The organism is Bacteroides sp. NSJ-39, assembly GCF_014287315.1.
In the GTDB taxonomy this organism is placed as follows: domain Bacteria; phylum Bacteroidota; class Bacteroidia; order Bacteroidales; family Bacteroidaceae; genus Bacteroides; species Bacteroides finegoldii.
This window is the reverse complement of record NZ_JACOOB010000006.1, coordinates 176,475-192,170: the sequence shown is the minus strand read 5'-3', so window position 1 is coordinate 192,170 and position 15,696 is coordinate 176,475. Positions and strand designations below refer to the sequence as shown.

Sequence of the window (15,696 nt, the reverse complement as noted above, 5' to 3'; positions counted from 1 at the left end):
CAACATAAAAAGTAAAATATGAAAACTTATCTAGTGACCGGTGCCGCAGGTTTTATCGGTGCAAATTACATCAAATACATCTTAGCGAAGCATAGCGATATAAAAGTCGTGATATTGGATGCATTGACGTATGCAGGTAACTTAGGGACAATTGCGAAAGACATTGACAATGAACGTTGCGTCTTTATCAAAGGTGATATCGGAAGCCGCGATGTGGTAGACAGCCTATTTGCTGAATATCGCTTTGATTATGTGGTGAATTTCGCTGCCGAAAGTCATGTTGACCGTAGTATTGAGAATCCGCAACTGTTCCTGATAACCAATATTTTAGGAACACAGAACTTGCTGGATTGCGCACGTCGCGCATGGGTGATGGGCAAGGATGAACAAGGATACCCCACTTGGAGAAAAGGAGTGCGTTATCATCAAGTGTCTACCGACGAGGTGTATGGCTCGCTGGGAGCCGAAGGGTATTTTACGGAGACAACTCCGCTCTGTCCTCATAGCCCGTACAGCGCATCCAAGACAAGTGCGGATCTGTTTGTGATGGCTTATCACGACACTTATAAAATGCCGGTAACGATTACCCGTTGCTCCAACAATTACGGTCCGTATCATTTCCCGGAAAAACTGATTCCATTGATTATCAAGAATATACTTGAAGGAAAACATCTGCCTGTCTATGGCGATGGAAGTAATGTGCGCGACTGGCTTTATGTGGAAGACCACTGTAAAGCTATCGACCTTGTTGTGCGTGAAGGACAAGAAGGCGAGGTGTACAACGTGGGTGGGCATAACGAGAAGACAAACCTCGAAATCGTGAAGCTGACAATCTCTACTATTCATCGGTTGATGACGGAACATCCGGAATATCGCCAGGTGCTCAAGAAACGGGTGAAAGATGAGAACGGGGAGATTTCCATCGATTGGATCAACGAAGAACTGATAACCTTCGTCAAAGACCGTCTGGGACACGACCAACGTTACGCCATTGACCCAACAAAGATAACAAATGCACTGGGCTGGTATCCCGAAACGAAATTTGAAGTCGGCATCGTGAAAACCATCGAGTGGTATCTGAACAACCAAGCTTGGGTGGAAGAAGTGACCAGCGGAGATTATCAGGGATATTACGAAAAGATGTACGGAAAGTAGATTAAAAAGAGGTGATTAAATGGGGAATGATCTCGTTTTCAAAGAATCATCCCGATAGCTAAAAGAATTCCCATAAACAGCATATTACGCGAGGTCTCGCCTAATATGCTGTTTAATTTTTTACCGCTGTGTATTTTTACCATTCGCCTCCAGGTGAGGACGTGGGGAACCAGGTAAAGTTGTGGAAGAAGGGCAGCGTAAATATGTCCTTCGCGTAAGAAATATAGGCAGAGTAGGGAAGCCGAAATGCCTAGCAGCAGATAGAAATAGCGTCCGAATTTCTCACCGAAACGGACGATGACGGTCCGTTTTCCGCTACGGGCATCCGCTTCGCGGTCTCGATAATTATTGACAACTAACAGCGTGTCGATTAGTAGTCCGCAAATGATGGAGGCAATGGTGACATCCGGTGTCCACGTCAGTGCCTGCACGTAGTAAGTTCCGCCTACGGGAACAAATCCGAAGAAAATGATGACTAACACGTCTCCCCAACCGTTGTAGGAGAGGGGATAAGGTCCGGTAGTGTAAAGGAAGGCGAATAATACACAAAGCGCTCCTATGATGATCAACTCCCATCCGGCAAAAAGTAATAGCGTGCAGCCAATCAGGCAGGCAAGTGTGACGGTAACGGCAATTCCGGTTTTCATTGCCTGCGGTGAGATCCATCCTTGTGCGCAAGCACGTTCGGGACCCAACCGGTCTTCACGGTCGGTTCCTTTGAGGAAGTCGAAAAGATCGTTGATGAAATTCGCGGCTATTTGCATCAGACCGGCAAACAGGCAGCAGACAAGGGCAGGCAACCAATGGAAACGTCCGTCCATTGCCGCTAGGGCTGTACCGATTAAAACCGGAGTGATAGCTCCTGTGAGAGTCTTAGGTCGTGCGGCTAATAGCCATGCTTTCAGTGAATTACGCTTTACTTCTTCCATGCTTTAATATTTTATAAAGAGTTTTGACGGACAAAGATACATGATTTTTCGTATCTTTGCGCCCCTAAAAACTTCAAACTAAGAGAAGATGAAGAAATCTATTTATCCGTTTCTACTGCTGACGCTGCTTTTACTTGTTTCCTGCAAGTCGAAAAAGAGGATGGTAGCAACCTTGCCGCGTCTTGTTTTGAACACAGACTCCATTGTTGCGGATACGTCCAACGTCATAGCCGGACTGTTTGCTCCGGATCACTCGCAACTCAAAGATCTGAACGTTTCGAAAGGCAGGAAACGCAGAGCCAAGAAAAATAAATCTTCTGCTGATGCATATAAATCGGAGGACTGGGTACTTCGCGGTACGAAAATAACTTCTTCCGAAGTGGACGTTTCCTCCGTCTATTCAGGGGTGGATCGTGTCGTGAAATATGACTTTACCCACCGGGACGTTCCCGAAGCCTTCGAGGGTTTTCGCATCGCTTTTATCTCCGATTTGCATTATAAGAGTTTGTTGAAAGAGAAAGGGCTGAATGATTTGGTTCGCCTGCTGATTGCCCAGAAAGCGGATGTACTCTTGATGGGCGGCGATTATCAGGAAGGTTGTGAGTATGTAGATCCTTTGTTTTCGGCGCTTGCACGGGTGAAGACACCGATGGGGACCTACGGGGTGATGGGGAATAACGATTACGAGCGTTGTCATGACGAGATTATCCGCACGATGAAGCATTATGGAATGCACCCGTTGGAACACGAAGTGGACACACTCCGCAAGGACGGTCAGCAAATTATCATTGCCGGTGTGCGCAATCCTTTTGACTTGGGGCAGAACGGAAAGTCCCCCACGTTAGCCCTTTCTCCCAGAGATTTCGTTATCATGCTGGTGCATACTCCGGACTACGTGGAAGATGTTTCTGTAGTCAATACAGATCTCGCTTTGGCAGGGCATACGCATGGCGGACAAGTATGTGTGTTCGGGATTGCTCCGGTGTTGAACTCGAATTACGGCACACGTTTCCTCACCGGACTGGCTTGTAATTCGGCTAAAATTCCTTTGATTGTAACCAACGGGATCGGAACCTCCCAATTACCAATTCGTATCGGTGCTCCGGCGGAGGTTATAATGATTACTCTGCATCGGTTGAAGGAGTAAGTACACTTTCTATTTGCTCCCACACCTTCGGATGCAGGAAATACCGGACATCCTTTCCCGCCTTCAGCGCCTCACGAATGAATGTGGAGCTGATTTCAAACACTGGAGAATGGACGAGGCGGACAGTTTCCGGCAATTCTTCCGCCGCTACGGGAAAGCCGGGACGGGGGTAAATAATGATGTGGTTCTCTTTAATGATGCGCTCCGGCTGAAACCAGCGGTCGAAACGCGCCCAATTGTCCGAACCGATGATGAAGTGAAACTCACGGTCGGGATAGGCTTCGCGCAGTTTTTCGAGCGTATATACACTGTAAGAAGGACGGGGAAGATGAAATTCAAAATCCGAAGCACGGAAATGGGGGTAATCGCTGATACACAGTTCTACAAGCCGGAGACGCAGTTCGTCACTCCATAGCTCATCCTGCGTTTTCAGAGGGTTTTGAGGAGTGACCATGAACCAGATTTCATCCAAGCCTTCGTACTCGCAAAGGTAATTGGCCAATGCGAGGTGTCCGATATGAATCGGGTTGAAAGACCCGCTGAATATTCCGGTTTTCAGTCGATGGCTTTTTTTCATTGGTTGCTTCCTTCCTTGTTATAAGCTACTTTTTCCATTGGATTGGTAACTGGTAACTCCCTTTTCCAACTTTAGTTTATTTCTCCAGAAACTCCTTAATCACTTTCAGCGTTTCGGCTTTGGCCGTTTCTAGGTTATCATTCACGATGATGCAGTCAAATTGCGGAGCGAAGCTCAATTCATATTCCGCTTTGGCGATGCGGCTTTCTATCACTTCGGGAGTGTCTGTGCCTCGTCCTTCCAACCGGCAACGCAATTCCTCCACCGAAGGCGGCTGGATAAATACTGACAACGCACGCTCACCGTAAAATTTCTTGATATTGCATCCGCCTACCACATCAACGTCGAACACGACATTCTGTCCGGCTTCCAATTGCTTTTCCACCTGCTCTTTCAGCGTCCCATAGTAACGGTCTTTATACACTTCCTCGTATTCCAGAAATTCGTTGTTCTCGATGCGGCTACGAAACTCTTCCGGAGTAAGGAAGAAATATTCCACCCCATGCTGTTCCGTTCCGCGTGGAGGACGGCTGGTGGCGGAGATAGAAAACGCAAGATTCAAATTCTGCGTCAGCAGATAATTGATGATTGTAGATTTCCCCGAACCCGACGGAGCGGAGAATATAATTAATTTGCCAGTCATAGTTAAATTAAGAATGAAGAATTAAGAATGAAGGATGAGAGACGTTCGTCTACATCACGTTCAGTACCTGTTCTTTAATCTGTTCCAGTTCATCTTTCATCTGAACCACGATTTTCTGCATTTCGGCATGATTGGACTTGCTGCCCAGCGTATTGATTTCACGTCCCATTTCCTGAGCGATAAATCCCAATTTCTTGCCTTGTCCGTTGCCGCTTTCCAGCGTACTGATAAAATATTTCAGATGGTTGCTGAGGCGTTGTTTCTCCTCGTTGACATCCAGCTTTTCGATATAGTAAATCAACTCCTGCTCCAGACGGTTTTTGTCGTAGTCCACATTCAGCGTCTTTTCGAGAGCGTCTGTGATACGTTCTTTCACCTTTTCCACACGTTCTTTCTCGTAAGGAGTAATCTTTTCGAGCAGGCTTGTGATGTTGGCAATCTTCTCGCGGAACTTCTTTTCCAGTGCAGCCCCCTCCTGTTTGCGGAAATCCACCAGATGCCCGATCGCTTCCGCTACAGCAGCGTGCACCGCTTTCCATTCTTCCTCCGTAAGTTCCTGAATTTCAGTCTTCGTCATCACGTCCGGCATGCGGAGCAATGTCTGAAACCAGTCGGCAGGAAGAGGAATATTAAGATTTTCCGAGATGGCCAAAATCTGTTTGTAGTAGCCCTCCACAAGAGCCTGATTGATAGGAGTAGCGCTTTCCGCCCCCTCTTTCTTCTCAATCCACAGGCTGAAATCCACCTTGCCGCGTTCCAGCACTTTGGAAATCTCGTTACGGATTTCGATCTCTTTTTCACGATAAGCCGGAGCGATGCGAGTGGAAAGATCCATAGCCTTGCTGTTGAGCGACTTAATTTCTACATTTATTTTTTTATCAGGGAGTTCGGCTGTAGCTTTGCCGTAACCTGTCATCGATTGTATCATAAATCTTAAAGTTTTGTGCAAATTTACACGATTATTTTAAGAATTGGAAATTATCATGTAAATTTGCGACAATTTAATAAGCTGATTTTTATGTCGTGTATACTGAATATTGAAACCTCCACCTCCGTTTGCTCGGTGGCAATCAGTGAGGACGGAATGGTTCCGTTTGTGGAAGAAGACCTGAAAGGCCCTTCACACGCCGTTTCTTTAGGAGTTTTTGTCGATGAGGCATTGTCATTTATCGACAGTCATGCTATCCCGTTGGATGCGGTTGCGGTCAGTTGCGGGCCGGGATCTTACACCGGACTCCGGATCGGGGTTTCGATGGCGAAGGGAATCTGTTACGGACGCAACATTCCGTTGATCGGGATTCCGACGCTTGAGGTGCTGTGTGTTCCGGTCTTGCTGTATGAGAATCTTCCCGAAGACGCTTTGCTCTGTCCTATGATCGACGCCCGACGTATGGAAGTTTATGCAGCCGTTTACGACCGTGCCTTAGATGTGAAGCGTGCCGTTGCAGCCGATATAGTGGACGAAAATTCCTATCTGGAGTTCCTGAACGAACGCCCGGTTTATTTCTTCGGTAACGGGGCTGCCAAATGCCGCGAGAAGATAACGCATCCCAACGCGCATTTTATCGACAAGGTGCATCCGTTAGCCAAAATGATGTTCCCGCTTGCAGAGAAGGCAATAGCGAAAGAGGATTATAAGGACGTGGCCTACTTCGAACCTTTCTACCTGAAGGAATTCGTTGCTTCCACACCGAAGAAACTCCTTTGATGAATTGGTGATGAGCAATTAGCAGTAACTTGATTAGCAATAAACAATTAATAATGGACGAAAGTGATTTTCAACTTTCAACTTTTTAAGATTATGCAATATAATACCCAACAGAAAAGAATGCCGCTTCCCGAATACGGGCGCAGCATACAAAATATGGTTGACTATGCGTTGACTATACAAGACCGTGCGGAACGTCAGCGTTGTGCCAACACGATTATAAATATCATGGGCAATATGTTCCCTCATTTGCGTGACGTGCCCGATTTCAAGCATAAACTTTGGGATCATTTGGCCATTATGTCCGGTTTTGAGCTGGACATCGATTACCCTTACGAGATTATCCGCAAAGACAATCTGGTGACCCGTCCGGAACACATACCTTACTCTACTGCCCGTATGCGTTACCGTCATTACGGTCACACTTTGGAGATACTGATCAAGAAAGCCATCGAATTTCCCGAAGGAAATGAAAAGAGGAACTTGATAGCCTTGATCTGTAACCACATGAAGAAGGATTACATGGCGTGGAACAAAGACACGGTGGACGACCGGAAGATAGCCGAAGACCTTTATGAACTGTCCGGCGGCAAACTCCAGATGACCGATGACATCATCCGCCTGATGGCCGAGCGTTTGAGCCAGAACTACCGCCCGAAGATGAACTACAATAACAATCGTCAGAATAACAAGAGACGATATTAAAAAAATTAATACCCCGAACATCAATGGCTTCATTTGTAATCGAAGGAGGACACCGGCTCTGCGGCGAGATTCATCCGCAAGGTGCCAAAAACGAAGTTTTGCAGATCATCTGCGCTACGTTGCTGACTGAAGAGGAAGTGACGGTGAACAATATACCTGACATTTTGGATGTCAACAACTTGATTCAGCTCTTGCGTGAGATGGGAGTGACGGTTGCAAAGAAAGGCATTGATACTTATAGCTTTAAGGCCGAAAATGTAGATTTGGCTTATCTCGAAAGCGATGAGTTCCTGAAGAAATGTTCCAGCCTGCGGGGTTCCGTCATGCTGATAGGTCCGATGGTTGCCCGTTTCGGCAAAGCGCTGATCTCCAAACCGGGAGGGGACAAGATTGGTCGCCGTCGTCTGGATACCCACTTTGTCGGCATTCAGAATTTAGGGGCAGACTTCCGCTACGATGAGGAGCGTGGAATCTACGAGATTACCGCCAAACAACTTCGGGGCAATTATATGTTGCTGGACGAGGCTTCCGTCACCGGAACAGCCAATATCGTGATGGCTGCCGTGCTTGCCAAAGGCACTACCACTATTTATAATGCAGCCTGCGAGCCTTACGTTCAGCAGCTTTGCCGCTTGCTCAACCGGATGGGAGCGAAGATCAGCGGTATCGCGTCCAACCTGCTTACCATCGAAGGGGTGGACAGACTGCATGGCACACAGCACACCGTACTGCCCGATATGATTGAGGTCGGCAGCTTTATCGGTATGGCAGCCATGACGAAAAGTGAAATCACCATTAAGAATGTTTCTTACGAGAATCTGGGAATCATCCCCGAGAGCTTCCGCCGTCTGGGCATCAAGCTCGAACAGAGAGGCGATGATATTTACGTTCCCGCACAGGAAACATACGAGATAGAATCTTTTATCGACGGCTCCATCATGACGATAGCCGACGCCACCTGGCCGGGACTCACTCCGGACTTGCTGAGTGTCATGCTCGTTGTGGCGACACAAGCCAAAGGCAGCGTGCTGATTCATCAGAAAATGTTTGAAAGCCGCCTGTTCTTCGTAGACAAGCTGATTGATATGGGAGCGCAGATTATTCTCTGCGACCCTCACCGTGCCGTAGTCATCGGCCACAATCACGGCTTCAAGCTGCGCGGCGCCCGCCTGACTTCACCGGATATACGTGCCGGTATCGCCCTGCTGATTGCTGCCATGAGTGCCGAAGGAACCAGTACCATTAGTAACATCGAACAGATAGACCGTGGTTATCAGAACATCGAAGGACGTCTGAACGCCATCGGAGCCAGAATCACCCGGATATGATAAAGAAAGAAGAAGTATATAAGATAGGATTGTTCAATAAGCCGCACGGAATTCACGGTGAGTTGCAGTTTACCTTTACGGATGATATTTTTGACCGTGTGGACTGCGACTATCTGGTCTGCCTGCTCGACGGAATTTTTGTACCCTTTTTCATCGAAGAGTACCGTTTCCGTTCCGACTCCACCGCTTTGGTGAAGCTGGAGGGGGTCGATACCGCCGAACGTGCCCGGGCGTTTACCAATGTCGAAGTCTACTTCCCTGTGAAGTATGCGGAAGAAGTCGGAGACGGTGAATTGTCCTGGAACTTTTTCGTCGGTTTCCGCATGGAGGACACTCGTCACGGACTTTTGGGCGAGGTGGCAGAGGTGGATACCGCTACCGTCAACACCCTTTTCGTAGTCGAGAAAGACGGTGAGGAACTGCTGGTTCCCGCCCAAGAGGAATTTATCGTAGGCATAGACCAGAGACGGAAACTCATCACCGTAGAGCTTCCCGAAGGGTTGCTCAATTTGGAGGATTTGGACGCGGAGGATACGGATTGTCCCGTATAATCCGTATCTGAAGAGGAACATAAATCGGTCCTCCTTTTTAATTTTTAATCTTTAATTTTTAATTGTTCAAATGCCAAAGAGAAGACGAAGCAAAGCTTTCTGGAAAAATTTCAAGTTCAAGTATAAACTGACGATTGTCAATGAAAACACGCTTGAAGAGATTGTCGGGCTTCGTGTGTCCAAGCTCAATGGCCTTTCCGTGTTGCTCAGCGTACTGACGGTGTTGTTTCTGATCGCAGCCTGCATCATCGCTTTCACCCCTTTGCGCAACTACCTTCCGGGTTATATGAACAGTGAGGTCCGTTCCCAAATCGTGGGTAACGCCTTGCGGGTGGACTCTCTGCAACAGGTACTCAACCGGCAGAACCTCTATATTATGAACATTCAGGACATTTTCAGCGGCAATATACCCGTCGACAGTGTGCAGACGCTCGACTCGCTGACTACCGTCCGCAAAGACACCTTGATGGAACGCACCAAGCGCGAAGAGGAATTCCGCCGTCAATACGAAGAAACAGAGAAATACAACCTGACTTCCATCACCTCCCAGCCGGATGTGACGGGACTTATCCTGTACCGCCCGACGCGGGGAATGGTTTCCGATCGCTTCGATGCAAAAAAGAAACACTACGGAACGGATATTGCCGCCAATCCCAATGAAAGTGTGCTGGCAACGATGGACGGAACCGTTATTCTGAGTACCTACACCGCCGAAACAGGCTACCTGATCGGTGTGCAACATAGTCAGGATTTGATATCGGTTTATAAGCATTGCGGCTCTCTGCTCAAGAAAGAGGGTGACCGTGTGAAAGGGGGCGAAGCCATCGCTTTGGTGGGCAACAGTGGAACTCTCAGCACGGGTCCGCACCTGCATTTCGAGCTTTGGTACAAAGGCCATCCGGTGAATCCTGAGAAGTATATCGTTTTTTAGTGAGGAGAATATATAAGAAATGAATATAGAAACTAATAAAAAGAAGAAACAAATAGCCATTTTAGGCTCTACCGGGTCTATCGGCACACAGGCATTGCAGGTGATAGAGGAACATCCCGATCTGTACGAGGCATACGCGCTGACGGCCAACAATCGTGTGGAGCTGCTGATAGCTCAGGCGCGGAAGTTTCAGCCGGAAGTTGTCGTGATAGCCAACGAAGAGAAATATACCGAACTGAAAGAAGCTTTGAGCGACCTGCCTATAAAGGTATACGCGGGAACTGACGCCATCTGCCAGATAGTGGAGGCCGGGCCGATTGATATGGTATTGACGGCGATGGTCGGCTACGCCGGACTGAAACCTACCATGAATGCGATTCGGGCAAAGAAAGCCATTGCATTGGCGAATAAGGAAACGTTGGTCGTGGCGGGAGAACTGATTAATGAACTGGCACAGCAATACCGTACACCGATTTTGCCGGTGGACTCCGAACATTCCGCTGTTTTTCAGTGTTTGGCTGGAGAAGTCGGCAATCCGATAGAGAAAGTCATACTGACCGCTTCGGGGGGACCTTTCCGTACCTGCACGCTGGAGCAGCTTAAGTCCGTGACCAAGACGCAAGCCTTGAAACACCCCAACTGGGAGATGGGGGCCAAGATTACCATCGACTCCGCTTCTATGATGAACAAAGGTTTTGAGGTTATCGAGGCGAAGTGGTTGTTTGGCGTTCAGCCCAGCCAGATTGAAGTCGTGGTGCATCCGCAATCCGTGATCCACTCTATGGTGCAGTTTGAAGACGGGGCGGTGAAAGCGCAGCTCGGTATGCCTGATATGCGTCTGCCTATCCAATACGCCTTCTCCTATCCGGACCGTATCAGTGCCTCTTTCGACAGGCTTGATTTCTCCAAATGCACGAACCTGACGTTTGAACAGCCCGACACGAAACGGTTTCGCAACCTCGCTCTCGCTTACGAAGCGATGTATCGGGGAGGGAATATGCCTTGCATCGTCAATGCGGCCAACGAAGTGGTAGTCGCTTCTTTCCTGAAAGACGGTATCAGCTTTCTCGGCATGAGTGATGTGATAGAGAAGACGATGGAGCAGGCTACGTTTATAGCCAACCCCACGTACGATGACTATGTAGCTACCGATGCGGAAGCGCGGCGAATTGCTTCCGGACTGGTGGGTCGGCAAAGTCTTTAGTTCCTCCCCCCAAAAAAAACTATTCATTCGTGTGGATAGTAAAAAGTAAATAGTAATTCGTAAAATATAAATTGTAATATAATAAACATGGAAACATTTTTGATTCGTGCCCTCCAATTGATTATGAGCTTGTCTTTGCTCGTTATCATTCATGAAGGCGGGCATTTCCTTTTTGCCCGTCTGTTTAAGGTGCGTGTAGAAAAATTCTGCTTATTCTTCGACCCCTGGTTCACTCTGTTTAAGTTCAAACCCAAGAAAAGCGAAACGGAATATGCCGTAGGCTGGCTGCCGTTGGGCGGTTATGTGAAGATTGCCGGTATGATTGACGAGTCGATGGATACCGAACAGATGAAGCAGCCTGAGCAACCGTGGGAGTTTCGTTCCAAACCCGCTTGGCAACGCCTGCTCATTATGGTTGGCGGGGTGCTGTTCAACTTCCTGTTGGCGCTGTTCATCTATTCGATGATTCTTTTTGCATGGGGCGACCAGTATATAAAGGTACAGGAAGCTCCTCTCGGCATGGATTTCAACGAGACCGCCAAGTCTGTCGGCTTCAAAGACGGTGACATACTGCTTTCTGCCGATGGTGTTCCTTTCGAGCGATATGACGGTGATATGTTGAGCCAGATTGCCGACGCCCGCGAAGTAAGCGTACTGCGCAACGGTGCGAAAGCCTCAGTCTACATTCCCGAAGACTTTATGCAACGCCTCCTGGTGGACAGTGTCCGTTTTGCCTCCTATCGTTTTCCGTACGTTGTAGATAGCGTCATGGTCAACTCTCCTGCCGCGCAAGCGGGTATTTTGCCGGGCGATAGTATCATTGCCCTGAACGGAACGCCTATCTCTTTCTCCGATTTCAAGGAAATGATGGCGGAACGTAAGAAAAACGAGGCTGCGCTTCTCAATGACAGTATCGACCCGCGTTTGATCACCCTCACTTATGTACGTGGTGGCGTGGAGGACACGCTGAGTATGCGTGTGGATTCCGCTTACCTGATGGGTGTGACCGCTTGCGTGTTGACCGACCGTTTGTTGCCGATGGTGAAAAAGGAGTATGCTTTCCTCGAATCTTTCCCCGCAGGTATCTCGCTCGGTGTCAAGACGTTGGAAGGCTATGTCGGAAATATGAAGTACCTCTTCTCTAAAGAAGGAGCCAAGCAGCTGGGTGGCTTCGGAACGATTGGCAGTATTTTCCCCGCAACGTGGGATTGGCATCAGTTCTGGTACATGACAGCTTTCCTGTCCATTATTCTGGCTTTCATGAATATACTGCCTATTCCCGCATTGGACGGTGGTCATGTGCTCTTCCTCTTCTACGAGATGATAGCCCGCCGCAAACCGAGCGACAAGTTTATGGAGTATGCCCAGATGACCGGTATGGTCCTGCTCTTCGGTCTTCTTATATGGGCGAATTTCAATGATATTTTGAGGTTCTTCTTCTGAATCTCTTGAAGGAAATCCTGTTTTCATGAAGTTGCGATTTCAGCAACTTCATGAAACTTTATAAAAGTAGAAAGACCTTCCGATTACAGGGAAGCAAGAGCGTATTTGTATAGCAAATAGCTTATAATCAACAAACTAACATCCCCGTTCTCTTGAATACAAAAAGGGCGTTTTAACACTGTGTTAAAACGCCTTTTTTGTATTCAAGGAACCGCCTTTTCTCTCTACCAAGAACCGCCCTTTCTCCATTTCCCTTCCCGCCTTGTCCCGCAAGAAGCCGGACTCTATGTTAAAATTTAACGGTTCAGCTTCAGAATCCTTTGATTACTGCTTCCTCTGAACTCCAGATAGGGAGAGAAAAGCGACTGCTCAAAACGTCCGTCCACCAGTACGTCGATATAGGTTAGTATTGCCTTCAAGCGGGGTTGTTCCTGAATCTCTTCGTAAGTATAACCAGTGTAGCACCACACGTTCATCCCGGTTTCCTCCTTCACCCGCCTGACGAGCGACAGGAATGCTTCCGGATTATAGAACGGATCTCCACCGGAGAATGTCACCCCATCCAGCAGCGGATTGGCTTTAATCTCCTTGATAATGCTTTGAATCTTCTCCTCTGTCAACCGTTCCCCCGCTTCCGGATTCCAGCTTTCCGGATTGTGGCAACCGGGACAGTGATGAGAACATCCGGCAAGGTAAATAGAGTACCGGATCCCCTCACCATCTACTATCGTCTCCGGATAGGCCGTTAATAAGTTGAGAGTTGAGAGTTGAGAGTTGAGAGCTTCCATAACTGATTGAGATAAAGTGATTTAAGTAAAAAAATAAGAGCTAGGAGTTAAGAATTGGGAATTAAAAGTTGGGAATTAAGAATTGGGAGTTGAGAGTTAAGAATTAAGAGTTGAGAGTTAAGAGTTAAAACATCATCTCCCTTCACTCTCAACTCTCCCTTCTCAACTCTCCCTTCTCAACTCTCAACTTCTACAAGTGCTTTACCCGGTCCTTTTCTTCTGCTCGTTTGGCAGAGTTCCACGAGCTTAAATCACCGGTCAGATAGCCTGTGATGCGACGCATACGGAGGATGCTTTCGCTTTGGCAAACCGGGCATTTATCAAAAATCACCCCTTTGTAACCGCAGTTGTGGCACGTATCCACCGGATGATTGATCGAGCCGTAGCCGATTCCCTCGTCGTGCATCACTTTCACGATTTTGGCGATGGCGCGTACATTTTTCTGTGCTTCGCCGTCCAGTTCTACATACGTGATATGTCCACCGCGTGTGATGGCGTGGAAAGGAGCTTCGCACTTGATTTTCTCTACAATGCTGATTGGCTCTTTTACATCCACGTGGAAAGAGTTGACATAATAATCCCGGTCCGTCACTCCGGGAATCTTCCCGTACTTCCGTCTGTCCATTTTGGTGAAACGTCCGGAGAGTCCTTCGGCGGGAGTAGCCAGAACAGAGTAATTCAAGTTGTATTTCGCTTTGTATTCGTCTACTACCTTATTCATTTCCATCACCGCTTCGTACAACGTGTCCCATGCCTTCCGGCTGTGTCCGTGCCCCTCTCCGTAGAGTGCCACCATCGCGTTGTGTCCGCCGATGAATCCGATTCCCAGCGTTCCGCTGCGCAATACGTCGCCCACCTGCTCGTTCGGGTTCAAGTCCGCACCGCCTTTCCATACATTATTTCCCATCATGAAAGGGAACTGGCGTGCAAGAGCTGTACGTTGGTACTGATAACGTTCGTAAAGCTGGTCTGCCACCAAAGCAGCCATAGAGTGCACGGATTCAATGAAAATCTCCTTAGCTTTCTGTTCTATGGCAGCCGTGTTGCGTTCGTCCTCTATCAGATTCTCCGCCTTGATGCGGGCTTCGATGGCGAGTCTCGGCATATTGAGCGTGGTGAAAGACAGATTGCCTCGCCCCAATGATGACTTTTCTCCTGCCACGTTTTCAAACACACGGGTGCGGCAACCCATCGTTGCCAACTCGTAGATGTACCGTTTCGGATCATCCGCTTTCCATTTCTCGTTCGTGTTGAAAGGCGTGTCGAGGAACATGAAGTTCGGGAACAACGCTTTTGCGGTTGTCTGGCAGGCTTTCAGCAGCAAGTCGAAGTTGGGAGCTTCGTAACGGTCGTTCATGGCCTCTTCTATATTCTCCGCTTTCATAGCCTTTTCAAAATCCTTTTTCGAGTAAGACACCCCGTCCTTCACCTTGAAAATCTGAATGGGGAAAACGGGCACTTCACCTCGTGTGCCCAGTCCCTCGATTGTGGCTTTCAGTAACTCTTCAATCACCATGCGGCCTTCGGCGGAAGTGTCCGTGCCGTAGTTTATCGAGCTGAATACCACCTGGTTACCTCCACGAGAGTGCATCGTGTTCAGGTTGTGGATAAATCCCTCCATCGCCTGATGCGTGTCCTTGCGGGTCTGCTGATAAGCCTTTTCCACAATTCTTGCGAGGTGCTCCTTGTCTATGATGATCTGCAAGGCTATCAGAGCGATGCGTAATGTCTCGCGTTCGGTTTCGGTGGACTTGATGGAGGGAAGATATTCCTCGATCAACGTGCGGATAGTCTTTTCGTCCGCCTGGCTTCCGTTTTCCATCGCCACGTAGAAGTTGATGAACGAAGCCAAGTGTTTGCGGAATGACTTCGCTACTCCTTTCGCCATGAAGAAATCGAAGGCGGGGATTGCCTGTCCTCCGTGTTGCTCGTTCTGGTTGGTTTGGAAAATGATGGTTGCCAGCGTGGCGTAGCTCTGAATGCTCTGTGGCGTGCGGATACTTCCGTTCTTGGTACGGAATCCGCGTTCAAAGAGGTCGTCCAAGTCATACTGGATGCAGGTCGTCGTCTTTGTCGGATAGTAATCCAAGTCGTGGATGTGGATGTCGCCCAGTTGGTGTGCTTCCGCAAAACGTTTCGGCAACAGGTATTTATAGGTATAATCTTTGGTCACTTCGGAGGCGAAAGTCATCATTTGTCCGGCGGGCGTGTGGCTGCTCATGTTGGCGTTGCTCAGATTGACATCGTTCTTGTCGATGGCGACGATACCGTCCATCACGTGCTTCATCTGGGTTTTCTTGTCCCGTTCCGTGTTCCGCCATTCGCGATAGATAATGTACTTCTTCGCTACTTCAGGGCGCACCTTCATCAATGCTTTTTCCACCAGGTCCTGAATCTCCTCTACGGTAATAGTAGGGGTGGCAAATTGGCTGATTACGTTCATCGTGATGTCAGCCACCAACTGCTGTTCATCTTGGATACCGGTTGCATTGAATGCCTTACTGATCGCATTCTTGATCTTACTGATAGAGAAATCTTCTCTTTTACCATCACGTTTGATGATACAAATTTCCGCGTAGTTCATAAC

Annotated in this window: 15 protein-coding genes; 9 read left to right on the top strand and 6 right to left on the bottom strand. The window is 48.2% G+C overall.

Going from position 1 to position 15,696, the window contains the following annotated elements:
• Positions 1–18 precede the first annotated feature (18 nt).
• Positions 19–1,155: a dTDP-glucose 4,6-dehydratase gene (gene rfbB / locus H8S63_RS09340; protein WP_007751485.1), complete on the top strand. Its 1,137-nt coding sequence runs from the start codon at positions 19–21 to the stop codon at positions 1,153–1,155.
• A 38-nt stretch (positions 1,156–1,193) separates the two neighbouring features.
• Here rfbB and H8S63_RS09335 read toward each other — a convergent pair whose 3' ends face one another.
• Positions 1,194–2,084 carry a 1,4-dihydroxy-2-naphthoate polyprenyltransferase gene (locus H8S63_RS09335; RefSeq protein WP_143865036.1) on the bottom strand — a complete coding sequence of 297 codons (891 nt, stop codon included), beginning with the start codon at positions 2,082–2,084 and terminating at the stop codon, positions 1,194–1,196.
• A gap of 88 nt (positions 2,085–2,172) precedes the next feature.
• Between H8S63_RS09335 and H8S63_RS09330 the strand changes: the two genes are divergently transcribed.
• Complete coding sequence (locus H8S63_RS09330) at positions 2,173–3,231, top strand: metallophosphoesterase (RefSeq protein WP_007751480.1); 1,059 nt, start codon at positions 2,173–2,175, stop codon at positions 3,229–3,231.
• Here H8S63_RS09330 and nadD read toward each other — a convergent pair.
• The 3 genes from nadD to H8S63_RS09315 form a co-directional block, all read right to left on the bottom strand.
• Complete coding sequence (nadD, locus tag H8S63_RS09325) at positions 3,206–3,808, bottom strand: nicotinate (nicotinamide) nucleotide adenylyltransferase (protein WP_022276301.1); 603 nt, start codon at positions 3,806–3,808, stop codon at positions 3,206–3,208. The genes H8S63_RS09330 and nadD overlap by 26 nt on opposite strands.
• 76 nt (positions 3,809–3,884) lie before the next feature.
• The gene (gene gmk / locus H8S63_RS09320; protein ID WP_007766676.1) at positions 3,885–4,451 is read right to left on the bottom strand and encodes a guanylate kinase; all 567 of its coding nucleotides are present in this window, start codon (positions 4,449–4,451) and stop codon (positions 3,885–3,887) included.
• 49 nt (positions 4,452–4,500) lie between these two features.
• Positions 4,501–5,379, bottom strand: coding sequence for a YicC/YloC family endoribonuclease (locus tag H8S63_RS09315; protein WP_186926606.1), 879 nt, complete (start codon positions 5,377–5,379; stop codon positions 4,501–4,503).
• Positions 5,380–5,469: 90 nt separating this feature from the next.
• On the opposite strand from H8S63_RS09315, the gene tsaB reads away from it, so the two are divergent.
• The 7 genes from tsaB (at position 5,470) to rseP (ending at position 12,321) form a co-directional block, all read left to right on the top strand.
• Positions 5,470–6,159 carry a tRNA (adenosine(37)-N6)-threonylcarbamoyltransferase complex dimerization subunit type 1 TsaB gene (gene tsaB / locus H8S63_RS09310; protein ID WP_007766672.1) on the top strand — a complete coding sequence of 230 codons (690 nt, stop codon included), beginning with the start codon at positions 5,470–5,472 and terminating at the stop codon, positions 6,157–6,159.
• 93 nt (positions 6,160–6,252) lie between these two features.
• Positions 6,253–6,864: a DUF4290 domain-containing protein gene (locus tag H8S63_RS09305; protein WP_186926604.1), complete on the top strand. Its 612-nt coding sequence runs from the start codon at positions 6,253–6,255 to the stop codon at positions 6,862–6,864.
• Positions 6,865–6,887: 23 nt separating this feature from the next.
• Entirely contained in the window at positions 6,888–8,192 is a 1,305-nt protein-coding gene (murA, locus tag H8S63_RS09300) for a UDP-N-acetylglucosamine 1-carboxyvinyltransferase (RefSeq protein WP_186926602.1), read from the top strand.
• The gene (gene rimM, locus H8S63_RS09295) at positions 8,189–8,743 is read left to right on the top strand and encodes a ribosome maturation factor RimM (protein WP_007751464.1); all 555 of its coding nucleotides are present in this window, start codon (positions 8,189–8,191) and stop codon (positions 8,741–8,743) included. Before murA ends, rimM begins: the two co-directional genes overlap by 4 nt.
• A gap of 70 nt (positions 8,744–8,813) precedes the next feature.
• The gene (locus tag H8S63_RS09290; RefSeq protein ID WP_186926600.1) at positions 8,814–9,674 is read left to right on the top strand and encodes a M23 family metallopeptidase; all 861 of its coding nucleotides are present in this window, start codon (positions 8,814–8,816) and stop codon (positions 9,672–9,674) included.
• A 19-nt stretch (positions 9,675–9,693) separates the two neighbouring features.
• The gene (locus H8S63_RS09285; protein WP_186926598.1) at positions 9,694–10,878 is read left to right on the top strand and encodes a 1-deoxy-D-xylulose-5-phosphate reductoisomerase; all 1,185 of its coding nucleotides are present in this window, start codon (positions 9,694–9,696) and stop codon (positions 10,876–10,878) included.
• Positions 10,879–10,965: 87 nt separating this feature from the next.
• Entirely contained in the window at positions 10,966–12,321 is a 1,356-nt protein-coding gene (gene rseP, locus H8S63_RS09280; protein WP_007751456.1) for an RIP metalloprotease RseP, read from the top strand.
• A gap of 296 nt (positions 12,322–12,617) precedes the next feature.
• Here rseP and nrdG read toward each other — a convergent pair whose 3' ends face one another.
• Both nrdG and H8S63_RS09270 read right to left on the bottom strand, forming a co-directional pair.
• Positions 12,618–13,109, bottom strand: coding sequence for an anaerobic ribonucleoside-triphosphate reductase activating protein (gene nrdG / locus H8S63_RS09275; protein ID WP_186926596.1), 492 nt, complete (start codon positions 13,107–13,109; stop codon positions 12,618–12,620).
• Positions 13,110–13,299: 190 nt separating this feature from the next.
• Positions 13,300–15,693, bottom strand: a complete 2,394-nt coding sequence (locus H8S63_RS09270; RefSeq protein ID WP_186926594.1) for an anaerobic ribonucleoside triphosphate reductase — start codon at positions 15,691–15,693, stop codon at positions 13,300–13,302.
• Positions 15,694–15,696 lie beyond the last annotated feature (3 nt).